The sequence below is a fragment of the Acinetobacter sp. YT-02 genome, assembly GCF_002412355.1.
GTDB classification, from domain to species: Bacteria; Pseudomonadota; Gammaproteobacteria; order Pseudomonadales; family Moraxellaceae; genus Acinetobacter; species Acinetobacter towneri.
The window spans coordinates 79509-102685 of record NZ_NOZT01000007.1 but is presented as its reverse complement, the minus strand read 5'-3'; the positions used below and the strand labels follow the sequence as shown (position 1 = coordinate 102685).

At 44.0% G+C, this 23177-nt stretch carries 20 protein-coding genes and 4 tRNA genes; 13 read left to right on the top strand and 11 right to left on the bottom strand.

Going from position 1 to position 23177, the window contains the following annotated elements:
* Window positions 1-46 precede the first annotated feature (46 nt).
* On the bottom strand, window positions 47-1708 hold the full coding sequence (gene recN, locus CF596_RS04290; protein WP_096901347.1) for a DNA repair protein RecN: 1662 nt from the start codon (window positions 1706-1708) through the stop codon (window positions 47-49).
* A gap of 478 nt (window positions 1709-2186) precedes the next feature.
* On the opposite strand from recN, the gene CF596_RS04285 reads away from it, so the two are divergent.
* The 3 genes from CF596_RS04285 to CF596_RS04275 all read left to right on the top strand — a co-directional run bounded on the left by CF596_RS04285 (window position 2187) and on the right by CF596_RS04275 (window position 4421).
* Complete coding sequence (locus CF596_RS04285; RefSeq protein ID WP_096901346.1) at window positions 2187-2510, top strand: pyrimidine/purine nucleoside phosphorylase; 324 nt, start codon at window positions 2187-2189, stop codon at window positions 2508-2510.
* A 188-nt stretch (window positions 2511-2698) separates the two neighbouring features.
* Window positions 2699-3448, top strand: a complete 750-nt coding sequence (gene rlmB / locus CF596_RS04280; protein WP_004975856.1) for a 23S rRNA (guanosine(2251)-2'-O)-methyltransferase RlmB — start codon at window positions 2699-2701, stop codon at window positions 3446-3448.
* Between the two features lie 43 nt (window positions 3449-3491).
* The gene (locus CF596_RS04275; protein WP_004975858.1) at window positions 3492-4421 is read left to right on the top strand and encodes a DMT family transporter; all 930 of its coding nucleotides are present in this window, start codon (window positions 3492-3494) and stop codon (window positions 4419-4421) included.
* Window positions 4422-4426: 5 nt separating this feature from the next.
* Here the strand turns inward: CF596_RS04275 and coaE are convergent, their stop codons facing one another.
* From coaE to pilB, 4 genes are read right to left on the bottom strand one after another with little or no spacing between them, the layout of a single operon-like run.
* Window positions 4427-5026 (bottom strand): dephospho-CoA kinase, encoded by a 600-nt coding sequence (gene coaE, locus CF596_RS04270; RefSeq protein ID WP_096901345.1) that lies wholly within the window; start codon window positions 5024-5026, stop codon window positions 4427-4429.
* A gap of 9 nt (window positions 5027-5035) precedes the next feature.
* Window positions 5036-5896, bottom strand: coding sequence for an A24 family peptidase (locus CF596_RS14990; protein ID WP_096901344.1), 861 nt, complete (start codon window positions 5894-5896; stop codon window positions 5036-5038).
* Window positions 5896-7122 (bottom strand): type II secretion system F family protein, encoded by a 1227-nt coding sequence (locus CF596_RS04260; RefSeq protein ID WP_004975864.1) that lies wholly within the window; start codon window positions 7120-7122, stop codon window positions 5896-5898. Before CF596_RS04260 ends, CF596_RS14990 begins: the two co-directional genes overlap by 1 nt.
* Before the next feature lie 30 nt (window positions 7123-7152).
* Complete coding sequence (gene pilB / locus CF596_RS04255; RefSeq protein WP_096901343.1) at window positions 7153-8865, bottom strand: type IV-A pilus assembly ATPase PilB; 1713 nt, start codon at window positions 8863-8865, stop codon at window positions 7153-7155.
* 278 nt (window positions 8866-9143) lie between these two features.
* On the opposite strand from pilB, the gene tpiA reads away from it, so the two are divergent.
* The 10 genes from tpiA (at window position 9144) to CF596_RS04205 (ending at window position 16476) form a co-directional block, all read left to right on the top strand.
* Window positions 9144-9935 (top strand): triose-phosphate isomerase, encoded by a 792-nt coding sequence (gene tpiA, locus CF596_RS04250; RefSeq protein WP_096901342.1) that lies wholly within the window; start codon window positions 9144-9146, stop codon window positions 9933-9935.
* 13 nt (window positions 9936-9948) lie between these two features.
* Window positions 9949-10278, top strand: a complete 330-nt coding sequence (secG, locus tag CF596_RS04245; protein ID WP_004975868.1) for a preprotein translocase subunit SecG — start codon at window positions 9949-9951, stop codon at window positions 10276-10278.
* 53 nt (window positions 10279-10331) lie between these two features.
* Window positions 10332-10416: transfer RNA gene (locus CF596_RS04240), tRNA-Leu, on the top strand.
* A 49-nt stretch (window positions 10417-10465) separates the two neighbouring features.
* Window positions 10466-10542, top strand: a tRNA-Met gene (locus CF596_RS04235).
* A gap of 77 nt (window positions 10543-10619) precedes the next feature.
* Window positions 10620-10696, top strand: a tRNA-Met gene (locus CF596_RS04230).
* Between the two features lie 195 nt (window positions 10697-10891).
* A tRNA-Met gene (locus CF596_RS04225) sits at window positions 10892-10968 on the top strand.
* Between the two features lie 322 nt (window positions 10969-11290).
* Entirely contained in the window at window positions 11291-11815 is a 525-nt protein-coding gene (rimP, locus tag CF596_RS04220) for a ribosome maturation factor RimP (RefSeq protein ID WP_004975871.1), read from the top strand.
* A 35-nt stretch (window positions 11816-11850) separates the two neighbouring features.
* On the top strand, window positions 11851-13335 hold the full coding sequence (gene nusA / locus CF596_RS04215) for a transcription termination factor NusA (RefSeq protein WP_096901341.1): 1485 nt from the start codon (window positions 11851-11853) through the stop codon (window positions 13333-13335).
* Between the two features lie 10 nt (window positions 13336-13345).
* Window positions 13346-16072: a translation initiation factor IF-2 gene (gene infB / locus CF596_RS04210; RefSeq protein ID WP_096901340.1), complete on the top strand. Its 2727-nt coding sequence runs from the start codon at window positions 13346-13348 to the stop codon at window positions 16070-16072.
* Window positions 16072-16476 carry a ribosome-binding factor A gene (locus CF596_RS04205; protein ID WP_004975876.1) on the top strand — a complete coding sequence of 135 codons (405 nt, stop codon included), beginning with the start codon at window positions 16072-16074 and terminating at the stop codon, window positions 16474-16476. The genes infB and CF596_RS04205 overlap by 1 nt, the downstream gene beginning before the upstream one ends.
* A gap of 128 nt (window positions 16477-16604) precedes the next feature.
* On the opposite strand, the gene CF596_RS04200 is transcribed toward CF596_RS04205, so the two are convergent.
* Genes CF596_RS04200 through CF596_RS04175 form a run of 6 tightly spaced genes read right to left on the bottom strand, consistent with a single transcriptional unit; the run spans window position 16605 to window position 22838 of the window.
* Entirely contained in the window at window positions 16605-17003 is a 399-nt protein-coding gene (locus tag CF596_RS04200) for a Na+/H+ antiporter subunit G (RefSeq protein WP_019836076.1), read from the bottom strand.
* A gap of 11 nt (window positions 17004-17014) precedes the next feature.
* Window positions 17015-17290 (bottom strand): monovalent cation/H+ antiporter subunit F, encoded by a 276-nt coding sequence (locus CF596_RS04195; RefSeq protein ID WP_004975880.1) that lies wholly within the window; start codon window positions 17288-17290, stop codon window positions 17015-17017.
* Entirely contained in the window at window positions 17287-17820 is a 534-nt protein-coding gene (locus tag CF596_RS04190; protein ID WP_004975882.1) for a Na+/H+ antiporter subunit E, read from the bottom strand. The genes CF596_RS04195 and CF596_RS04190 overlap by 4 nt, the downstream gene beginning before the upstream one ends.
* A 2-nt stretch (window positions 17821-17822) precedes the next feature.
* Window positions 17823-19631 (bottom strand): monovalent cation/H+ antiporter subunit D, encoded by a 1809-nt coding sequence (locus CF596_RS04185; RefSeq protein WP_096901339.1) that lies wholly within the window; start codon window positions 19629-19631, stop codon window positions 17823-17825.
* Window positions 19631-19996 carry a Na+/H+ antiporter subunit C gene (locus tag CF596_RS04180; protein ID WP_004975886.1) on the bottom strand — a complete coding sequence of 122 codons (366 nt, stop codon included), beginning with the start codon at window positions 19994-19996 and terminating at the stop codon, window positions 19631-19633. The genes CF596_RS04185 and CF596_RS04180 overlap by 1 nt, the downstream gene beginning before the upstream one ends.
* A 4-nt stretch (window positions 19997-20000) precedes the next feature.
* Window positions 20001-22838: a monovalent cation/H+ antiporter subunit A gene (locus CF596_RS04175; RefSeq protein WP_096901338.1), complete on the bottom strand. Its 2838-nt coding sequence runs from the start codon at window positions 22836-22838 to the stop codon at window positions 20001-20003.
* Window positions 22839-23177 lie beyond the last annotated feature (339 nt).

Below are 23177 nucleotides of genomic sequence, written 5' to 3'. Positions count from 1 at the left end.
TGAGCTTTGTGATTTCACCAAGCTCTTTTTGTGACAGCGTTGGTTTTTAAGCCTGTTGAAACTTCAATTGGCGTAATTGTTTGGCGTGTTGCAGGGTGGTGTCATTAATTTCAACGCCGCCTGTCATGCGTGCCAATTCTAAAATACGCGCATCTTCTTCTAATTCAACAATGGTGCTGCTGGCAGGGTCGGTCTGACGCTTTTTCACTAAAAGGTGTTGATCAGACTGTGCTGCCACTTGTGCTTGGTGGGTAATACATAAAATTTGAACGTGTTGCGCCAAACCTGCGAGTAAGCGCCCCACAATTTCTGCGGTACCACCACTAATCCCGACATCAATTTCATCAAAAACCAAGACTTCGGCTTCGGTTTTTTCGGCATTCATGACTTGCATAACCAAGGCAATCCGCGATAATTCACCACCAGAAGCCACGCGTGCCAATGGCTGTGCAGGAATACCTTTGTTGGCGGTAAACAATAATTGAATAAAACTTAACCCTTCCGCAGAAACTTGTTCTAAAGGTTCAAATTTAAATTCAAAATGTGCCTCAGGCAGTGCCAATTGTTTAACTTGCTCGGTTAGTTGTTTAGCGAGCGGTGCAGCTGCTTCACGACGGATATCATCTAAATGTTGTGCTTTGGCTAAAAAGTCCTGATGTGCCACTTCGACTTGTTCTGCCAAAGTTTCAGGATCTTCCAGTTCATGTAAAGCCGTGAGTTCGGCTTGCCAAGTATCGAACTCTTGTTTCAGTAATTCAGGCTGAGTGCGGTATTTACGTGCCAAACGATGAAAAACTTCCAGCTTCTGATTCAGTTCTTCCATGCGCTCTGGATCAAAGCTTTGACGATCAATAAACTGACGTAAATTGGCTGTCGCATCATCTAATTCACTTTGCGCATTTAACAATGAATTATAAATTTCCGATAATTGCTCACTGCGCCCCGCATGCGATTCCAAGCGGCGAATAATTGAAGCAATTTCCTGTGTGATGTTTTGCTCGGCTTCGTCTAAGGCATTTAAGCTATAACTGCAGTCCTGCATGATATGTTCATGATGGCTTAGGCGATCAAACTCTTGTTCAATCTCCTTATAATCGATTTGTACCAGTTCTTCGAGTTCTTCGAGCTGTAAGTTTAGAGTTTCGATGCGCTGCTTGCGAGTTGCCTGTGCATCCAGCGCCGCCTGATGCTGTCGGATATTTTTTTGCCAGGTACTATAAGCATCACGTACTGCTTGGGCAGGGGTATAAAAATTATAATAACGATCAAGCCAGTGCTTTGGATAAGGCGGTTCCAACAATTGTTGTTGGCTGTGTTGGCTATATAGCTGTACTAGTAAGCGTCCAATTTCTTTCAGCTCTGACAAACTGCTTGGGCGTCCATTAATCCATGCTTTGCTGCGTCCTGTAGCAAAAATCACCCGACGTAAATGGATTTCACCAGACTCATCATCTAATTCATGTTCTTTTAGCCATTGTGCTTCAGGGCTATTGTCCTGATAACTGAAACTCGCGGTCACATCAGCCTTATCTGCACCAAAACGTACATAATTGGTATCGGTACGTTCACCTAAACAGGCAGAAAGCGCATCTAAAAGTAAGGATTTACCTGCACCAGTTTCCCCAGTTAGGACGTTAAACCCAGTTTCAATATCCAAGGCTAGGTGATCGGCAAGGGCAAAGTTAATCAGTGTTAAGTGAGTCAGCATAAACGCATCCAAGCTGCGAAAAGTGGCAGTTAAAAAGAGTCAAGTTTTTTGATATGCCACATTGCGGCTGTTATTTTCAATCAAAGCATCTTCGAGTCTATTTAATTCTAGCTTAAATTACAGCGCAAACAACAAAAAATGCAGCAAAGTCCAGATCATTTCATCTTATGGTCATTGAATCAGGGCATGCTTTACTTGGGGAGTTTTAAGTGCAGTTTGGGTGGGGAAGATGTGCCTGTCTAGGCAGAATGGGTGAACTATTTCACATTCAGCTTTAGCACTTTAGTCGCGGGAGCTTGGTGCATATTTGTGGATAGGAGCGGCAAGACCTTAGACAGCATGTATAGCGTGCTCTGCATTGTCTGGGGGATGGTCAACTTTACGCTAGCCCCTTTGTAAACACAGATTGATTAGTTCTGAGGACAGAATTAAACTACATCAGTCAAAAATATAAAAACGCGTTACCTGGAGATTACGCATGTCAGCTCAGTTTGATCATGTATCAGTTGTAAAAAAATCGAATGTCTATTTTGGTGGTCTATGCATCAGTCATACTGTGCAGTTTGAAGACGGTACCAAAAAAACCTTAGGGGTAATTTTACCGACTGAACAAGCCTTGACTTTCGAAACGCATGTACCTGAACGTATGGAAATTATTTCAGGTGAATGTCGTGTCAAAATTGCCGATAGCGAAGAAAGTGAATTATTCCGCGCGGGTCAATCGTTCTATGTGCCTGGCAATAGCCGTTTCAGCATCGAAACCGATGAAGTGCTCGATTACGTGTGCCACTTAGAAGGCTAATCAGCCGATAATAGGGTATTGAATTAAGATTTCATTTTTCTCCTGCTTGAGCACCCAATCAAGCGGAATTGAATCAAGAAATTTTCACCCGAATCGGTTAAACTAGATCTTATTGAAATCCTGTAAAGTCAGCTTTGCAGGATTTTTCGTTTTCGCTGGTTTATTGGTGCATTAATTAGAGGTCGTTCATGGCAAAACCTGAATATTATTATGGCGTTCACTCGGTGGAGTCATTATTGGAGCTTGAGCCAGAGCGCGTCTTAACTCTTTTTACCTTAAAAGGGCGTGATGATCAGCGTTTACAAAAGATTTTAGAACTTGCCGAACCATTTGGCATTAGTGTGCAAAAAGCCAGCCGTGACAGCTTGGAAAAACTGGCAGGTTTGCCTTTTCACCAAGGAGTGGTGGCTGCAGTACGCCCACATCCAACTCTGAATGAAAAAGACTTGGATGCCTTGTTGCAGGCTGATAGCAAGCCTTTACTTTTGGCGCTCGACCAAGTCACCGACCCGCATAACTTGGGTGCGTGTATCCGTACTGCCGCTGCGATGGGGGTTACTGCCGTGATTGTGCCGCGTGATCGTTCAGCAAGTTTGACCCCAACTGCACGCAAAGTAGCTGCAGGTGGTGCAGAAAAAGTCAAATTTATCCAAGTGACCAATTTGGCACGTACTTTGGCGCATTTGAAACAAGAGTTTAATGTGCGCGTGGTGGGTACGATGCTGGATGAAAAAGCTTTGCCAATTCAGCAATTTGACTTTACAGGCACAGCAGTATGCGTGGTGATGGGCGCAGAAGATACAGGTTTACGCCCAATTACCCAGTCACAATGTGATCAAACCGTATTTATTCCAATGGCAGGAAATCTGCAAAGTCTGAATGTCAGTGTTGCAACAGGTATGGCCTTGTATGAAGCTTGTCGTCAGCGTCAGGCTTAATTGCTGATTTTGTATTTGCTATTTTATTGATGCTTTCAACACCGTGATTCGTCTATCTCCCCAAAAGCAAGGTTATGCTTTGGTGCTTGTTACCATGTGCATTTGGGGTGGTTTTACCCTAACTGCTCGGCTGAATGCACAATGGCAGATCAGTGCTTGGGATATTACCGCCTTACGCTTTGCTTTGGCTTTTTGTATTTTAATGCCGATTCTTATCTGGAAAAAAGATACGGCATTTTTATGGAAAAAAGAGCCTTTTATTTTGGCAATGATTGGTGGAGTGGGCTATTGCCTGACTGCGTATAGTGCTTTTCATTATGTACCTGCTGCGCATGCTGCCATTTTTTTGAATGGCTGTATTCCTGTTTGTACCGCCATTGCTGCTTGGATGTTATTTCGAGTGCCTTTTGACCGCCATACATGGATCAGTATTGTAATTATGCTGACCGCCATTGCGGGTATGAGTGCGCTGATGTATCAAGAAACAGGTGTTGCCTTTGGACTTGGGGATGGACTGTTTTTTATCAGCGCTATTTGGTGGGGTGTGTTTACGGTTTTATTAAGACAATGGAAGCTTTCCGCTTGGCATGCTATGGCGGGTGTCGCAATTTGGTCGGCAATCGTCTATGTCCCGATTTACGTACTGTTTTTCCCGAAACAACTCAGCACACCTGAACCGATTCATTTATTGCTGCAAACTATTTTTCATGGAGTGTTTGTGGTGATCATCGCAACACTTAGCTATGTCGAGGCAATTAAGCGTTTGGGAGCATTCAAAACTGGCAGTATTGTGACCTTGGCGCCGTTTATCGCTGCGATTCTTGCTGTCCCTTTATTGGGTGAACCTTTGAGTTTAGCAATTTTATGTGGCTTGGTGGGTATGGGGATTGGTGCTTTGCAACCTTGGCGTTGGTGGGCCCGACCTGACAGCTTAAAAGCTCAACTTGAACAGCAAAAACAACAGTCAGATTAATTTGCTTACTGCATCGCTCGCTTTAAATACTGCTGATGCAATACTTCAAGTTTGCTATACAAATGATCTAAATGCCCATCATTTAGCACAATGTCATCGGCTAGGCGTTGTTTTTCAGCACGTGGCATTTGTGCTTGAATAATTTTATGAATTTGCTCAACCGTTTGACCATCACGTTGTGAAGCACGGTGAATTTGTAGGGCTTCAGTAGCATCAATCAATAATGTATGTCGGGTCAATTGATGTTGATTGGTTTCAAACAAGAGTGGTGAAACCAAAACCACATAGGGACTGTCGGCAGTATCTAATTGTTGAATAATCGATTCACGAATTGCAGGGTGGGTGATTTTTTCAAGTGCTTGTCGTGCACTTGGTTCTTTGAAAATGTGTTCACGTAATGCGCGACGATCTAGTTCGCCATTTTCAAGTAAAACCCAATCGCCAAAGTGTTGTCGAATTTGCTTTAAGGCAGGCTGTCCTTTTTCAACCACTTCACGTGCAACAACATCCGCATCGACCACAACAATGCCTTGGGTCTCGAACCACGCACTGGCTGCAGACTTGCCACTGCCAATTCCTCCTGTTAGACCCAAAACAAAACGCATGTGCTGTCCTTATTGTCCCAAATATACTTTCATGATTTGCTCGCCCCATAAAAAGGCAATCCAGCCCGCAATGGCGATATACGGACCAAATGCAAAGGGTTGGTTTTCTTTACGCACTTTTAACAGAATAATGCCAATAATAGCCCCAACTAAGGACGATAGCAGCACAATCAGGGGTAACATCATCGGCCCCATCCATGCACCTAAAGCGGCAAGGAGCTTGAAGTCACCATAGCCCATGCCTTCTTTGCCTGTGACGATTTTAAACAGGTAATACACCACCCATAGACATAGGAAGCCAATTACATAACCCCAAATTGCCGATGTCGGTGAGGTATAGATGGCATAGCTGTTGACTGCCAAACCCAGTGCAGCCAAAGGCAGGGTGTAACGGTCTGGCAAGAGTTGTGTATCAAAATCAATGAAGGTGAGTGCAATCAAGGTATAAGTGAGCAGCAAACCAAACAGCATTTGTACAGTTGGGCCAAATACCGCAAGCACAATCAGGGCGCAAACAGCGGTTAATACTTCAATCATTGGATAACGTACGCTGATCAGGTTTTGGCAGTTGCCACATTTACCGCGTAATACCAACCAACTCAGCACAGGAATATTTTGATACCAACGAATTGGGTTGTGACATTTGGGGCAGGTCGATGCAGGTTTGCTCAGGGTGATTTTACTTTCATCAATAATGGCTTGTTCAGGATGTAATAACATTTGGCAGTCATTACGCCACTCCTGTTCCATCATTTTTGGGGTGCGGTAAATCACCACATTCAAAAAACTGCCAATACATAAACTAAAAAGTCCAACTGCGATATAGAGCGCAGTTGGATTTTGGATAAAGTACGCGATTAATTCTTGCATTAAACCACAGAACCCATTTGGAAGATTGGAAGGTACATGGCGACAACTAAACCACCCACTAAAATACCCAAGACAGACATAATCAACGGCTCCATCATTGAGGTTAAGCCATCTACTGCGTTGTCGACTTCGTTTTCATAGTGGGTTGCGACTTTATCTAGCATGGCATCTAGCGCACCTGATTCTTCACCAATGGCTACCATTTGCACTGCCATAGACGGGAATTTATTGGTGACACGCATGGCGAATTGTAGCTGTTGACCTGTCGCAACATCATCACGAATTTTCATCACGGCTTCTTCATAGACCACATTATTGGTTGCCCCAGCGGTAGATTCCAAGGCATCAATTAAGGGTACACCAGCAGCAAAAGTAGTGGCTAAAGTACGGCTATAACGTGCAATAATCGCTTTATAGACCAAGTCACCAAAAATAGGCGCTTTCAGTGCCGCTTTGTCTAAGAAGTCACGGAATTTTTTACTGCGTTTTTTAGTTTCCAAGAAACCTGCAATGATGACCCCAATCACAATAATCAGAATAAACCAGTATTTCTGCATCCATTGTGACATGTTCACCACCATTTTAGTGAAGGCAGGCAAGTCCGCACCAAAAGAGCTAAACAACTCTTCAAACACAGGTACGACTTTCACCATCAAAATAATGGTCACAATCACGGCCACCACAATGACCGTTGCAGGGTATTTCATGGCTTTTTTAATTTTTTGTTTGAGTAACTCACTCTTTTCTTTATAGATCGCGACACGATCTAGCATGGTTTCTAGGGCACCCGATTGTTCACCAGATTCGACCAAAGAACAAAATAGGTTGTCAAAATATTGAGGATATTTACGCAATGCGCCAGCAAAGGTATTCCCGCCTTCCACTTCACCTTTAATGCCTAAAACCACTTCACGCATGGCGGGGTTTTCAAGACCTTCGGCAACAATCTCAAAGCTTTGTACCAAAGGCACACCTGCTTTCATCATAGTGGCAAGCTGACGCGTGAAAATAGTGATGTCTAAGGTCGACACCCGTTTTTTCATTAAGCCTTCAAGAATATTCTTTTTCTTTTGGCGAATCGTCTTGATGGTAATCCCTTGTTTACGCAATGTGACCTTTGCCAAGGCCATATTACGCGCTGGAATTTCCCCTTTTAACTTAGCCCCTTTGCGGTCAATCCCTTCATAAACGAAGGTGGGCATCATCTGTGCTTTTTTGACAGCCATGCGTATTTATCCTTATTTTAAATTTTACAACTATTCACTGGTCACACGATTGACTTCTTGCAATGAAGTCACCCCCTGCATGACCTTAAGTAACCCCGAACGACGCAGATTGTTAAACCCCGATTTTGCTGACGCATCAGCAATTTGGATGGCATTACCATCCTCCATAATAATTCTAGAAATTTCTGGTGTGACTTTCATCACTTCATAAACACCAACACGTCCTTTATAACCTTCACGGCATTCAGAACAGCCTACAGGTTGATAGACCTGAAATTCTGGATTGCTCAAATCGGCTTCAGTAAAGCCCATTTCCAATAAGCTTTGTTTTGGAATATCGGAAGGAGCTTTGCAATGCGGGCATAGGCGTCGTGCCAAACGCTGTGCAATGACGAGGTTTACCGAAGTTGCGATGTTAAAGGAAGGAACGCCCATATTGCGTAAACGCGTTAAAGTTTCTGGCGCACTGTTGGTGTGGAGGGTAGATAAAACCATGTGACCTGTTTGGGCTGCTTTAATTGCAATTTCTGCAGTTTCAAGGTCACGAATCTCACCCACCATGACAATATCAGGGTCTTGACGTAAGAAAGATTTCAGAGCGGCAGCGAAGGTTAAGCCCACTTTATTGTTGACGTTAACCTGGTTGATGCCTTCTAAGTTAATTTCCACAGGGTCTTCGGCAGTGGAAATGTTGGTATCTTCTCTGTTTAAGATATTTAAGCCTGTATATAGCGATACCGTTTTACCCGAACCCGTTGGACCTGTAATCAGTAACATGCCTTGCGGTTTTTCTAAGGCTTCCATGAACAATTCTTTTTGTTCTGGTTCATAGCCCAAAGCGTCAATCCCAAGCATCGCGCTAGATGGGTCAAGAATACGCAGTACGATTTTTTCACCGAACAATGTTGGCAACGAGTTCACACGGAAGTCGATGGATTTATTTTTAGATAGTTTTAATTTAATACGACCATCTTGTGGGACACGCTTTTCAGAAATGTCCATTTGGGACATCACTTTTAAACGTGATGCCAAGCGGTTAGCTAACTGTAAGGGTGGGGTGGCAATTTGACGTAATACACCATCGACACGGTAACGCACTCGATAGGTTTTTTCATACGGTTCAAAGTGTAAGTCCGAAGCACCCATGCGAATTGCATCAATCAGTAATTTGTTGATGTATTTAACAATTGGGGATTCATCATTCTGCGGTTCATCTTCTGCAGCTTGTTCTGGTTCGCTGTTACCATCTTCAAAGTTGAGATCGAAGTCATCATCTTCAAATTCAAAAGCAGACTCACTCGCAAAGTTTTGTTCAATCAGTTTTACCAATTTATCGTGTTCGACCACAATGGCTTCAATATTCATTTTACTGTTGAAACGAATGGCATCCATTGCTTCGATATTGGTCGGGTTACTGGTCGCAACGTAAAGCAGGTGATTGCGCTTAAAAATAGGCAGTAGACAATATTTGCTGAACAGCTTTTCATCGATGCCTTCACGCACAATTAAAGCGGAATCATAGACACTCAAGTCAAAAATAGGTTCACCAAACTCATTGGAAATTTTTTCAGCAATCAGCAGAGGTGAAATATTTAAGTTCTGAATTAGATAGGGAACAATATCTACTTTTTCTTTGTGAGCAGCCATAATGGCGGTTTGCATAGTCTCAGCAGAAACGAGCCCGTCTTCGACCAAACGTCGAATAAAACCTGTGAATTTAGGTGTAGCTTGTTGTACTGACATTCCCCAACGTCCTCAAAATCAAGATTGTTTATAATTGGTATCTTTAAAATTATACTTTTGTTGCACAAAAATACCATATCTGAAAGTGCTGTCACCACCTAAGTATCGCCTAAAAGCATGAACCAGTTACATTAATCTGCTAAAAAAATTGTAAGTCCTGCCATGAAAAGATACTTCATGCAGCAGTTTGATGCAAAGCTTGCACAAAAAACTCAGCAGAAATGTGATTTGCGTGTAGAATGTGCGCGATTAAATGAATTGTTTTTGCAGGTTATTCTATGTCGGCTACGACGATTAAGCCTTGGGTGGTTGGCAATTGGAAGATGAATCCGATGCGTGCCGATGCTCAGCAACTTATTTCTGAATTTAAAAAATTATTACAAGACAGCCCTGTAGAGGCTGAAAAGTGTCATTTGGGGATTGCACCTGTCACTTTGGCTTTGACACAAACTCAAGCTGCTTTGAGTGAAGCAGTACGTCCTGTCTATACCGTTGCACAAGACCTGTCTCGTATTGCGGGTTTGGGTGCATATACGGGCGAAGTCAGTGCAGAATTGCTAAAAGACAGTCAAATTGATTATGTATTGGTTGGGCATTCAGAACGTCGTGAACTATTTGCAGACACACCAAGCATTTTGAATGAAAAAGTTAAAAATGCCTTGCAGGGTGGTTTGACTGTTATTTATTGTGTGGGGGAAAGTCTGCAACAACGTGAAAGTGGTCAGGCAGAGCAAGTTGTTTTGCAACAAATTTGTGATATTGCTGCCGTGGTTGACGCTGAGCAATGGCAACAGATTGTAATTGCCTATGAACCTATTTGGGCAATTGGCACAGGCAAGACAGCATCACCTGAAGATGCGCAAACCATGCATGCAAAAATTCGTGAAGGTTTAAGTCAAATCACCGCTTATGCTGTGACTCTACCGATTTTATATGGTGGTAGTGTAAAACCAGAAAATGCCGTAGAGTTAGCAGCCTGCCCAGACATTAATGGTGCTTTGGTCGGTGGTGCATCTTTAAATGCAGCATCGTTCCATCAAATTGCGCAAGCCTTTGCAAATACACAATAATGAGGAGTTCAGCATGCAAACATTTGTGCTGGTAGTACATATTATCTTAGCCATTTTAATGATTGGACTAATTTTGGTTCAGCATGGTAAAGGTGCAGATGCAGGCGCTTCTTTTGGTGGCGGTGGTGCGGCAACCGTATTTGGTGCGTCAGGCTCAGGCAACTTTTTAACGCGTTTAACTGCAATTTTGACAGCGTTGTTTTTTGCAACGAGTTTAACTTTAGCGGTGTTTGCCAAGAAACAAACCACAGGTGCATATAGTTTGCAGACTGTGCAAACGACTGCCCCTGCACAGCCAGTATCGCCTGAAACTTCACCAACTGCGCCTAAAAGCGCTGAATAATTTTATTTAGCACTTTCTTTTTTCGCATGATGCGACTAGAATGCGTCACAGCTGCGGTGGTGGTGGAATTGGTAGACACGCTACCTTGAGGTGGTAGTGCTTTCGGGCGTGGGGGTTCAAGTCCCCCCTTCCGCACCAACTTATAATCCAGAAAACATAAGTTGGTGTTAAGCAGCAAATCTGTTGATGCGGGATGGAGCAGTCTGGTAGCTCGTCGGGCTCATAACCCGAAGGTCGTTGGTTCAAATCCAGCTCCCGCTACCAATCAATCCTAAGCTTATCGTGAATTAAGCGTAGGCAACTTAAATTATTTTAGGTTGAGATAAGTATTTACATGTTGTTGCGGGATGGAGCAGTCTGGTAGCTCGTCGGGCTCATAACCCGAAGGTCGTTGGTTCAAATCCAGCTCCCGCTACCATTTTTAATGGTTTGGTAATGCCTGTTTTGATTAGTTGATTGTCCGTCGGGCTCAACTCTTGATCACTTGGCGAAGGTCGTTGGTTCAAAACCAGCTCCGCTACCAAAATATGACTAAGGTGCAACTTAAGTCAGGCAAAAATGCTAAGTTTGATTGAAAACTTATTCATATTTGTATATAATTTTTGCACGTTGATGCGGGATGGAGCAGTCTGGTAGCTCGTCGGGCTCATAACCCGAAGGTCGTTGGTTCAAATCCAGCTCCCGCTACCAAGTTTCTAATGGTGTGGTACGTTAGTTTTAGTTGATTGAATTCAGCATAATAAACTAGCAAAGATGGTTAGATTTAGTCTAATCCCCGCAACCAAGTTTCTAAAGAGGCTCACAACTAGGTGGGCCTTTTTGCACAGTGGATATTGGTTTTACTGTGCAAGAATAGGGGCGATTACGCCCTTTTTTATTGGCTATCGTGTAGTGTCGATACAAGCCGTGCGCGGCCTAAAGTCAAAGTGTCATGTTTCACTACTACTATAGTTTGTATGAATGTGTAGTGGTCAAATAAGACCATTGAACCGCAGCAGAATGACGAGAGTAAATGAAGCTATCAAATAAAACTCAAGCACTTCAGGACTTAATTGCGCCAGCAGTGCAAGCATGTGATGTGGATCTTTGGGGAATCGAGTTTATTCCACAAGGTAAGCGTTCTTTGTTACGTATTTATATCGACAAAGCTGTCGATGAAAATGCAGAACCTGTCTTAAATGAAGATGGCGAATTAGAGCAAGGTCGTGGTATTGGTGTGCAAGATTGTGTACGTGTAACCCAGCAAGTTGGTGCAATGCTTGATGTGCATGATCCAATTTCAGGTGAATATGCACTTGAAGTATCCTCTCCGGGTTGGGATCGTCCATTTTTCCAATTAGAGCAATTGCCTGCATATATTGGGCAAACCATTGCGTTACGTTTAATCAGTGCTGTAGAAAACCGTCGTAAATTTCAAGCGAAATTGGTTGCTGTAGATCTGGAAAATGAAACCATTCAGGTCGAAGTGGAAAAACAGCAAGTATTGGAGATTGACAGTCACAATATTGATAAAGCAAACCTGATTTACCAAGATTAATCAAATTAATAAGAATCTGAACGAATAGGTGACTTATGGCACGTGAAATTCTTACCGTCGTTGAAACGGTTAGTAACGAAAAAGGTGTAAGTCGTGAGGCAATTTTTGAGGCGCTTGAACAGGCTCTTGTTGCTGCGACGAAAAAGAAATTCTACGAAGGCACAAACTCAGAAGAAGCACGTTTACGTGTGGAAATTGATCGTAAAACAGGTGACTACAGCACTTTCCGTCAGTGGGAAGTGGTGGCAGATGAAGATCATGAAATGCCTGCATGCCAAGATGCAATTTCTGATGTAGACCCTGCAAAGTGGTCAATTGGCGATATTCGCGAACTTGAAGTTGAGTCAATTGACTTCGGTCGTATTGCTGCGCAAATTGCCAAGCAAGTGATTGTGCAAAAAATTCGTGAAGCAGAACGCGCATTGGTTGCAGATGCTTATGAAGCCAAAGTAGGCGAGCTGATTTACGGTGAAGTGAAAAAGCAAACCAAAGATGGCTTTATTATTGATTTGGGCGACAATGCAGAAGCATATTTGGCGCGTGAAGAAATGATCGCCAAAGAAATTTTGCGTCCTAAGCAGCGTGTGAATGCAATTTTGTACAGCGTGAACCGTGAAGGTCGTGGTGCACAATTGTTGTTGTCACGTGCCAAGCCTGAAATGCTGATTGCATTGATGAAAAAAGAAATTCCAGAAATTTCTGAAGAAATCATCGAAATTAAAGCAGCAGCGCGTCAGCCGGGTGTACGTGCAAAAATTGCAGTAAAAACCAACGACCATCGTATTGACCCTGTAGGTGCATGTATTGGTATGCGTGGTACACGTATCCAAGCGGTACAGCAAGAGTTAAATGGTGAGCGTATTGATGTTGTGGTGTGGTCTGATGATCCAGCACAATATATCGCCAGTGCTTTAGAGCCAGCCGATGTATCGGGTATTGTGATTGATGAGGAAGAACGTACTGCTGATATTATTTTCGCCACTAGCGATCAGTTAGCGCGTGCCATTGGTTCACAAGGTCAAAACGTACGTTTAGCCTCTGAACTCACAGGTTACAAGCTGAACATGATGCTTGAAGAAGAGTATCACGCACGTCAGCAAAATGAAGCGCAACAATACTTAGACTTGTTTGTTTCACGTCTAGACATTGCTGAAGATTTGGCGATGGCATTGGTAGAAATGGGCTTCACTTCATTAGAAGAAATTGCGTATGTTCCTGCGGAAACATTTGACGAAATTGATTTAGATGAAGAAATTGTTGAAATGTTACAAGGTCGTGCCAAAGAAGTGGCATTGGCAGACGCATTGCAACAGCAAGAAAATATCCAAGATCCGAGTGCAGAACTTCTAGCAATGGAAGGCATGACACAAGAGATCGCTTATGCGCTTGCCGCTCGTGGTGTCATCACAGTTGATGATTTAGCTGACCAAGCGACTGACGATATCGAAGATATTGAAGGTTTAGGTACAGAAAAAGCGGGTCAATTGATTATGAAAGCGCGCGAATCATGGTTTAACTAGGAGGTAATATATGACGGACAAGTCGATTAAAGAGTTAGCGCTCAGTGTAGGTCGTCCAGTTGAGAAACTCCTGGAACAGGTTCGTGACGCAGGTTTACCACAGCGTAACGCTGACGATATTATTTCCACTGAACAACAAAGTACCCTAGTGAACCATTTAAAAAAGGTTCACGGTCAAGAGGGTAATGCAGGACAAATCACGTTGAAACGTAAAACCACCAGTACCGCTAAAGTGGCAAGTACTTCGGGCAAAGCGAAAACGATTAATGTAGAAGTTCGTAAGAAGCATACATTTGTAAAGCCTGATCCTGAACAGATTAAAGCGGAAGCACTGGCAAAAGCACAGGCGGAAGCAGCTGAAAAAGCGCAAGCAGAACAGCAAGCACGTGACGTGGCAGAAAAGAGCAAAGCGAAAGCAGACGCGCCTCAAGCAGGTGCTGCAAAAGCGAAACAAGCTTTAGATGCAATGCGTGCAGCAGCGAAGCAAGAAACAGCCAAGCAAGAAGTTGCGAAAGCTGCGGTTGTGGTGAAACGTAAGTCAACCAACAAGCCAATTGTGAAGCAAGCAGTGAAGGTCACTGAAACGCCTGAGCAAAAGAAAGCACGTGAAGCGCAAGCAGCTCAATTGAAAGCGACTGAAGAAGCAGCACGTCGTAAAGCGGCTGAAGAAGCGCAGCAACGTACGCTTGAGCAAATGCGTCAGATGGCATCTAAATACTCAAATGAAGATGCAACAGCTACTATTCGCGTGGTAGATGATTCTCCATTGGCGGCTGGTCTTGTGGGTCAGGCTTATGAAGATTCATTTGCCAAAGAAGACCGTGAAATCAAGCGTGGTACCAGTAGCACCAATACACGTTCACCGAAAAAAGGTGGTCGTCGTGGTCAGGAAGAACAGTCTTTCAGCCAAAACTCACATAAACGCGGTTTGAAAACGAGCCAAGCCAACAAGCACGGCTTTGAAAAACCAGTTAAAAAACAAGTTTATGATGTTGAAATTGGTGCAACGATTGTGGTTGCGGACTTGGCTGCAAAAATGGCAGTTAAAGTACGCGAAGTTATTAAATCACTCATGAAAATGGGTGAGTTAGTTACGCAAAACCAAGCGATTGAGCAAGAAGTTGCGGCACTTGTAGTTGAAGAAATGGGCCACAACCCAGTTCTAGTATCGGATACGCAAGCTGAAGATAACTTACTCGAAGCGGCTGAAGAGGCACGTGGTGTTCAAACGACACGTCCACCAGTGGTGACCATCATGGGTCACGTTGACCATGGTAAGACATCATTACTTGACCGTATTCGTCGTGCCAAAGTGGCTGCAGGCGAAGCAGGTGGTATTACCCAGCACATTGGTGCATACCACGTACAAACCGACAAAGGCATTATCACCTTCTTAGATACACCGGGACACGCAGCGTTTACTGCAATGCGTTCACGTGGTGCGAAAGCAACAGATATCGTGGTATTGGTCGTTGCGGCAGATGATGGTGTAATGCCACAAACTGCAGAAGCGATTGACCATGCGCGTGCAGCGGGTACGCCAATCATTGTTGCCATTAACAAAATGGACAAAGAATCGGCTGATCCAGACCGCGTATTGAATGAATTGACCACCAAAGAAATCGTACCTGAACAATGGGGCGGTGACGTACCTGTTGCAATGGTTTCAGCGCATTCAGGTCAAGGTATTGATGAACTTCTTGATTTAATTTCAATTCAAGCAGAAATGATGGAATTGAAAGCATCTGAAGAAGGTGCAGCGCAAGGTGTGGTGATTGAAGCGCGTGTAGATAAAGGTCGCGGTGCAGTGACTTCAATTCTGGTACAAAACGGTACTTTGAATGTAGGTGACTTGGTTCTTGCAGGTTCATCTTATGGTCGCGTACGTGCCATGACCGATGAAAACGGTAAGCGTATTAAATCTGCAGGTCCTTCAATTCCAGTTGAAATTTTAGGTTTACCTGAAGCGCCAATGGCGGGTGACGAAGTTCTTGTTGTAAATGACGAGAAGAAAGCACGTGAAGTTGCCGATGCGCGTATGGATCGTGAGCGTCAAAAACGTCTAGAGCGTCAAAGCGCGATGCGTCTTGAAAACATCATGGCATCAATGGGCAAAAAAGACGTTCCATTTGTCAATGTGGTATTGAAGACCGATGTACGTGGTACTTTGGAAGCCTTGATTGTTGCATTGGGTGAGTTGTCTACCGATGAAGTACGTGTACGTGTGATTGGTTCAGGCGTAGGTGCGATCACCGAGTCTGACGTTACGCTTGCAGAATCTTCAGAAGCCGTATTACTGGGCTTTAACGTACGTGCTGACAATACTGCGCGTCAAAAAGCCGATGCCGATGGTATTGACATTCGTTACTACAGCATCATCTATCAATTAATTGATGATGTGAAAGATGCGATGAGCGGTAAGCTTGCACCTGAACACCGTGAAACTATTTTGGGTGTTGCAGAAGTGCGTGAAGTGTTCCACTCAAGTAAGTTTGGTGCAGCTGCAGGTTGTATGGTACTTGAAGGCGTACTTCACCGTAACAAACCAATTCGCGTATTACGTGATGACGTGGTGGTATTCCAAGGTGAGCTTGAGTCACTTCGTCGTTATAAAGACGTGGTGGAAGAAGTTCGCGCAGGTATGGAATGTGGTCTTGCAGTAAAAGGCTATAAAGACATCAAACCACTTGATAAGATTGAAGTGTACGATGTTCAATTGATTAAACGGAGTCTTTAATGGCGGGTAGTCAACGTCTGAAGCGTATGGCGGATACAGTACAGCGTGAGCTGTCAGAACTGATTCGCCAAGAGCTGAAAGATCCACGCTTAGGTGGTCTTGTGACCATCTCTGCAGTGAAGGTGAGCCCAGACTTAGGATATGCGGAAGTGTACGTGACCGTCATGGGACGTGAATTAGGCGATGAGCAAAGCGAAACGGCAAATAAAGAAACCTTAGATGTGTTGAATAAAGCATCAGGCTTCTTGCGCCATGAGTTAAGCCGTCGTATTAAGACACGTATTACCCCACGTTTGCGTTTTCACTACGATAAAACCAATGCCTATGGTAACTATATGTTTGGTTTGATTGCAGAAGCGGTAAAAGATTTACCTCCTGCAGCACCTAAGCAAGATGAAGAATAACTCAGTAATAAAAAATGCCACCTTCGGGTGGCATTTTTTTGTCTATCAGAATCAATGAATGTTTATCTATCATGTTTGAGCTTTTGCAATGTAAGCAAGATCATATCGGATACGATGCTTTTTTTGCTCTACACCAAATCATCATTAGATTTTTTTTCATATCGACGTAAATTACGACGTTGGCGTTGCCACGGTAATGGACGATCTAAGGTTTCAGGCACATTGCCACTCATCGAACGTAAACGTAAATGCAGTGCTGCCTGTGCCATTAAATTGGCAGAAACAGGCGCGGTAATAAACGCAAATAGGGTGATTAATACTTCTGCAAAGCCAAATCGTCCTTCAAATGCCGCATAAATAATGGCTGCAATTAAGAAACTGCCTAGTCCTAAAGTGCTGGATTTTGTAGGGGCATGCAGTCGCATAAATAAGTCGGGTAGGCGAACCATGCCAATGCCGCCCACCAACATGAAAAATGCGCCAATAATTAAAAAGAATGACACTAAAATTTCCATGAGTAATTGCATGTTCATTCTCCTTAATCAATCACATGACCACTGGTGAAGTAACGCGCCAGTGCTGCAGTAGACACAAAGCCTAGCATCGCCACCAATAACGCACCTTCAAATAATGAAGTACTGGTCCAATAGATACCCAGAACCACCACCAAGCAGGTCGCATTTAAAAACAAGGTATCCAAGGCCAACAGGCGGTCTACAATTGAAGGACCAATAATCAGGCGATATAGGCACATAAACATGGACAGCGTAATCGCAACCATGCAGATTCCAAGTGCATAAGGCAGAATCATCATTGCTTTTCTCCTGACTGTGCACCAAAAATTTCAATCAGCGGTTTTTCATAACGATTTTTGATGTCTTGAATATCTACACTTTCATCTGCAGTGTTTAAGGCATGCACCAAAATATCGCCACGGTCTTGGTCAATACCTGCTGTAACCGTGCCTGGTGTGGTGGTAATGATCATCGCCAAAATACTGTTGACCTGTTCGTGTTGTGTTTCGAGAGGGACACGGAACCATTTTGGCTGCATACGGTCTGTTGGGCCAAGTACCAGTTTTGCGACACGAATATTACAAATCATAATGTCCCAGACCACCACAAAGAATAAGCGAATTGCCGCAGTCCAGTTGATGTCTGGTGTACGCGCAATAAAGGGCTGGATCAGTTTGGGAATCAAGAGCGCCAAGACCAGTGCCATCAACAGATTCCCTGCAGAAACACTATGCGCCAACATCAGCCAACTCAGTGCCACCAAGACAGATACAAACGGGTGTGGCAGCAGGTTATCCCAAAACGAAGTTTTTGGTCTCGTTTTTTGCATGTTTAGGGCTCCGCAGGTTTGAGTTGAGTATCGCTAGGTTGCTGTGCTTCCTCACGATTTTGCTGTTGAATCTGACGTTGTTTATAGTCAGAAATATGCTCGCCTTCCAAGGTGTTTGGATCAATCACATAGGGAATTAAATGTGCATTGGTGTCAATTGCTTCGCCACCGTACTTGGTTTCAGGTAAGTACAATGGATCATAAGGTTGTACGCTAATCACATTTGCAGCACGGTCTTTTTTCAGAATCAGTGCTTCATAGGCCGCATTATGTTGAATCTGCTGTGCAGTCTTCAGCATATATTGTTGAATTGGATTGGCAAATACCACGTACAGCACTAAACCCGTTAGGAGAAAATAAATGACACGGTCATTACGGGGCGGTGCAATCGCAGGTAGTGCCTGATATTCATAATAGGCTTCAGTTTGCGCATCATCTTCAGGTTTGGTCGCGCGCCAAAATAAAATAAAGCCGACACGGGTGAATGCAATAATACTCAGCAAGCTGACCAAGAGAATAATGCCAATAATCCAGCCTTGATGTGCCATATTGGCGGTGGCTTGCAAAATAAAGACCTTGCCCAAAAAGCCACTAAACGGTGGCAAACCTGCCATCATTAAGGCGATCATGAAGTATGTGATTGCCAGTACTTTGTGTTGCTTCATTTGCGGGGCAATATTGAAGTGATCTTTAAATGCGCCACGTTGTGAGGTAATCCAGCCACACAGCAAATAGAAAGCCGCTGCAATTAAGGTACTGTGTACTAAGTAATACAGTGCGGCTGACCATGCCTGTGTGTTCAGCATCGAAATGGCGATCAGGATCGTACCAATCGAAGACAGCACCATAAAACCGACAAAACGACGTAAGCGCTCTGCACCAATTGCGCCAATGACCCCATACAGTGAGGTAATTAGACCAATCGGCAGCAACCAGTCTTGTAGGATTTTATGGCTCAGTGCATCATCAAATACGGTTCCATTAACCCGCAAAATGGCATACACACCCACTTTGGTCATGATGGTGAATAAGGCTGCCACAGGGGTTGTCGCCACGGCATAGGTTTTAGGAAGCCAGAAACCGACAGGAAGCATAGCGGCTTTAATACCAAATACCACAAATAGCAGTAAGCCACCTGCCACCGCAATTTTATGTGCATCAGCATCGAGTAGCGGAATAAGACGTGCCACATCGGTCATGTTTAAACTGCCGACACTACCGTAAATCATCCCCAAACCAATTAGGAACAGGGCAGAGGCCAACAGGTTGATGGTGACGTAATGAATCCCGAGTTGAAAACGTGCTTTGCCTTGACCGTGCAATAACAACACATACGAGGCGAGCAACAAGATTTCAAAAAATACGAACAGGTTAAATAAGTCGCCTGTGAGGAATGCACCGCAAAGTCCCATGAGTAGGAAATGCACCATGGTATGAAAATAGCGACCACGTTCATCCCATTTTTTGCTGGAAAACCACAGTAATGGCAAGGCAAGTGAATAAGTCAGTACCAACATGAGGGCAGACAGTTGATCTAGCACTAAAATAATGCCAAACGGGGCGGCCCATTCGCTCAAATTATAAATAATAATTTGCCCACTGCTGACTTGAATTAAATAGCTAATTGCAGTGACTAAACCGAGTGTGGCAGAAAGATAGCTAATGCCACGACGCCATGGCTGACGCCAGTCATGTGAGAGTGAACCAAAGCCCGGATTGCCTAATAGCACTAAAATAAATGCGGTAAAGGTTGGAATCAGGATGCTAAAAATAGGTGAATGCTGTAGCCAAAATTGGAGGAAATCAGTCATTATGGCTCATCCTCACGTGGGTCAAGCAGTGGATGTTCTTCTTTGGCATCGACGTGGTCTGTCCCTGTTTCATAACGGCTACGCAGCGCCAATTGCACAATAAATGCGGTGGTGGCAAAACCAATCACAATTGCGGTTAATACCAAGGCTTGTGGTAATGGGTCGGTGACTTTTGAAGCTTCAGTCAAAATTGCAGGTGCATTGAGCTGAATACGCCCCATGCTGAATAAGAAAATATTGACGGCATAACCAATCATCGCCAAGCCCAAAACCACAGGAAAGGTACGGGCACGTAAAATTAAATAGATTCCTGTCGCGACTAACATTCCAATGGCAGACGCAATTAAAAACTCAATACTAATCATTGCATTACTCCTTTGGAAGTGGGCCAGACATGCCTGAGTGACGTGAGTCGCCCAAGACAGAAATCATCAACATTACCGCACCAACCACCGTGACATACACGCCTACATCAAATAAGGCAGCCGAAGCGAGGTGCATTTCACCAATAATCGGAGGATTGACATAAATATGTGCACTGGTGAGGAATGGACGTCCCCAGAACCATGCGGCAAGTCCTGTCAGACCTGCAATACTTAAACCCACGCCAATCCAGATTTCGTATAAACGTCCAGATTTAGCTTTGAGCATTTGTTCGGTGTGGTCTTGACCAAGCGCAATGTATTGGATGATCAACGCCATTGCGGTAATTAAGCCCGCAATAAAGCCACCGCCTGGTAAGTTATGACCGCGCAAGAAAATATACAGGCTGACCACAAGGGCGATAGGTAAAATCCATGAGGCGGTAATACGTAACATCAACGGTGAAGGATTAAAGCGATAGGTTAAACCTTGGGTCATGATAGTGCCGTGCGCACGCATACCATCCATTAAACACAGCGTACCAATCGCAGCAATGCCCAAGACGGTAATTTCACCAAAGGTATCGAAACCACGGAAGTCCACCAAAATGACGTTGACCACGTTGGTTCCGCCACCGAGTGGAATGGATTGCTGATTAAAGAACCATGAAATTGAATTGTGGTCGCGAGTCATAACCAGCCACGCAATCCAGCCGATACCAATGCCGCCACCAATCGCAATGAAGGCATCTCGCCAACGACGTGAACGGCTAGATTCATACGGGGTCAATTGTGGGAGCAGCGATAGACTCATCAGCAATAAAACAGTGGTGACGACATCAACCGTGATTTGAGTTTGTGCCAAGTCGGGAGCAGACAGTCCGACAAACATCATGGTGACGACCAAGCCAACTGCACCGCTGATTAAGACAGCTTTGATGCGCTCATGGTGGAACCACAGCATCATCCAGCAGGCAGAGAACAGCAATAACCATAAAACAATGGCAATCATAGGCGCATGTGTGAGTTCACGTGTGCCAGTTGTTAATCCCTGATTGAATAATGGTAGCGCGACCATGAATACCGTAAAAGCAATGATCCACACCAAATAGCTTTGCAGTGAACCATTTTCGGTTTTACGTTTGATTTTGCGTGAAACTTGTAGCAAATGTTTTAAGAATAATTCAAACAGCAGTTTGCCTTGGAATTGACCTAAATGTGGGTCGAGGTCAATTTCACGGATTTTTCCACCTTTGGCGAGCGAGAAATAGAAAATGATCCCGCCAAGCAGTGCAATAACACTCATCAGCAGGGGAAGATTAAAGCCATGCCAAATTGCCAGATGTGTGCCTTCAAACTGCGACAGTTGGGTACTGGCACGAGTCGTGCTATTGACAATATGCTCGACCAATAAGGCAGGCATCAAGCCGACTAAAATACATAAAACTGCCAATAAAGTTGCGGGTGCACGCATGCCAAACGGAGGTTCGTGAGCTTCTTTGTTTGGGACATCTTTACCAATTGGACCATCAAAGAAAACGCCGTGTACCAAACGTATTGAATAGGCCACTGCAAAAATACCCGCCAGTGTCGCAACAATTGCAGAAACCAACAGTACAGGGCCAGATAAGTTTGCTACCAGTTCAGTGAAGAACATTTCTTTGGACAAAAAGCCGTTGGTCAACGGTACGCCAGCCATAGAGGCCGCGGTAATCATAGTGAGGGTGGCGGTAAAGGGTAATAGTTGCCATAAGCCACTAAGTTTGCGTAAATCACGTGTGCCTGATTCGTGGTCGATAATTCCTGCAATCATAAACAGGGCCGCTTTAAAGGTGGCGTGGTTGATGATGTGGAAAATTGCAGCAGCTACTGCTAACGGTGAACCAATGCCGAGTAAGCACATGATCAGACCTAAATGACTGATGGTGGAATACGCCAATAAGCCTTTTAAATCTTCTTTGAAAATGGCAAAGAATGCTGCCATACACAGGGTAAATAGACCAATAAAGGTGACTAGGTTGTGATATAACGCTGCGCCTGCAAAAATTGGCAATAAGCGCGCCAGCAAGAAAATCCCTGCTTTGACCATCGTTGCCGAATGTAGATAGGCAGAAACAGGCGTGGGTGCAGCCATGGCATTGGGTAGCCAGAAGTGAAACGGAAATTGCGCACTTTTGGTAAATGCACCCAATAAAATCAGCAATAAAGTTGGTACAAATAAATGATGACTTTGAATTTGTTCAGTCATCATTAAGATTTGGTCAATTTGATAGGTGCCTGTGATTTGCGCCAATAACACAAAACCACCGAGCATGGCGAGTCCGCCCATGCCTGTAATGGTCAGTGCCATACGTGAGCCGCGTTGTGCTGCCTCGTAATTGCTCCAATAACCCACCAATAAGAAAGAGGAAATACTGGTCAGTTCCCAAAAAGTCAGCAACAAAATCAGGTTATTGGAGAGCGAAATTCCCAACATGGCAGCCATAAACAGCATGAGGAGAACATAGAGTTTACTGAGCGAGTTTTGTGGACTTAAATAATAATAGGCATAAATAAAAATGAGTGTGCCGATCCCCGTGATCAGCAAGGAGAATAATAAACCAAGCGCATCTAGACGGAAGCTTAAATCAATCCCCAACTGTGGCAGCCAAGACCATGTTTGAATGATCGTTTCGCCATTAAAGACTGCTTTTGCTTGAGTCAGGAGCAGAATAAGACTGCTCAGACTGACGCCAATCGCCCCTAAAGCCGTTACCCCGCGTGAAAATTGTTTCAGCCACGAGACAAGGGTTGTGCCCAGTACTAACGGTAACAATATAATAATCGGTAGCACACTCATATCCATTGTCGTGAATAGGTTGAAAACCTAAAGGATGAATCTTATCTTCCAAGGATTACAGGACAGCAACACACCATCCAAAAGATTCAATCTTGAAAGCCAATCAGTCGTGTCAGTAAACACGTAGTCTATTGTTTTGATGAGCGTATTGTCGCAACTTAAACTCAAAACAAGATCATGCAAAAATAATTTTACATGGCTAGGCGGCTCAAGCAGCAAAAAATATGCTGATCTTTCGCTGACGATGCAGCGAATAAGGTTGTGCTTGGTTTGGTTAAAGCTGTGTTAAAAATATTTAGATGCGTCAATCTACAACCTAGTTGAACTATGGATGAAGTTGATCTG

Excerpts from the sequence above, each read along its gene's own strand:
- recN (WP_096901347.1), bottom strand. The coding sequence starts at position 1,708 with ATGCTGACTCACTTAACACTGATTAACTTTGCCCTTGCCGATCACCTA.
- CF596_RS04285 (WP_096901346.1), top strand. The coding sequence starts at position 2,187 with ATGTCAGCTCAGTTTGATCATGTATCAGTTGTAAAAAAATCGAATGTC.
- rlmB (WP_004975856.1), top strand. The coding sequence starts at position 2,699 with ATGGCAAAACCTGAATATTATTATGGCGTTCACTCGGTGGAGTCATTA.
- coaE (WP_096901345.1), bottom strand. The coding sequence starts at position 5,026 with ATGCGTTTTGTTTTGGGTCTAACAGGAGGAATTGGCAGTGGCAAGTCT.
- CF596_RS14990 (WP_096901344.1), bottom strand. The coding sequence starts at position 5,896 with ATGCAAGAATTAATCGCGTACTTTATCCAAAATCCAACTGCGCTCTAT.
- CF596_RS04260 (WP_004975864.1), bottom strand. The coding sequence starts at position 7,122 with ATGGCTGTCAAAAAAGCACAGATGATGCCCACCTTCGTTTATGAAGGG.
- pilB (WP_096901343.1), bottom strand. The coding sequence starts at position 8,865 with ATGTCAGTACAACAAGCTACACCTAAATTCACAGGTTTTATTCGACGT.
- tpiA (WP_096901342.1), top strand. The coding sequence starts at position 9,144 with ATGTCGGCTACGACGATTAAGCCTTGGGTGGTTGGCAATTGGAAGATG.
- secG (WP_004975868.1), top strand. The coding sequence starts at position 9,949 with ATGCAAACATTTGTGCTGGTAGTACATATTATCTTAGCCATTTTAATG.
- rimP (WP_004975871.1), top strand. The coding sequence starts at position 11,291 with ATGAAGCTATCAAATAAAACTCAAGCACTTCAGGACTTAATTGCGCCA.
- nusA (WP_096901341.1), top strand. The coding sequence starts at position 11,851 with ATGGCACGTGAAATTCTTACCGTCGTTGAAACGGTTAGTAACGAAAAA.
- infB (WP_096901340.1), top strand. The coding sequence starts at position 13,346 with ATGACGGACAAGTCGATTAAAGAGTTAGCGCTCAGTGTAGGTCGTCCA.
- CF596_RS04205 (WP_004975876.1), top strand. The coding sequence starts at position 16,072 with ATGGCGGGTAGTCAACGTCTGAAGCGTATGGCGGATACAGTACAGCGT.
- CF596_RS04200 (WP_019836076.1), bottom strand. The coding sequence starts at position 17,003 with ATGCAATTACTCATGGAAATTTTAGTGTCATTCTTTTTAATTATTGGC.
- CF596_RS04195 (WP_004975880.1), bottom strand. The coding sequence starts at position 17,290 with ATGATGATTCTGCCTTATGCACTTGGAATCTGCATGGTTGCGATTACG.
- CF596_RS04190 (WP_004975882.1), bottom strand. The coding sequence starts at position 17,820 with ATGCAAAAAACGAGACCAAAAACTTCGTTTTGGGATAACCTGCTGCCA.
- CF596_RS04185 (WP_096901339.1), bottom strand. The coding sequence starts at position 19,631 with ATGACTGATTTCCTCCAATTTTGGCTACAGCATTCACCTATTTTTAGC.
- CF596_RS04180 (WP_004975886.1), bottom strand. The coding sequence starts at position 19,996 with ATGATTAGTATTGAGTTTTTAATTGCGTCTGCCATTGGAATGTTAGTC.
- CF596_RS04175 (WP_096901338.1), bottom strand. The coding sequence starts at position 22,838 with ATGGATATGAGTGTGCTACCGATTATTATATTGTTACCGTTAGTACTG.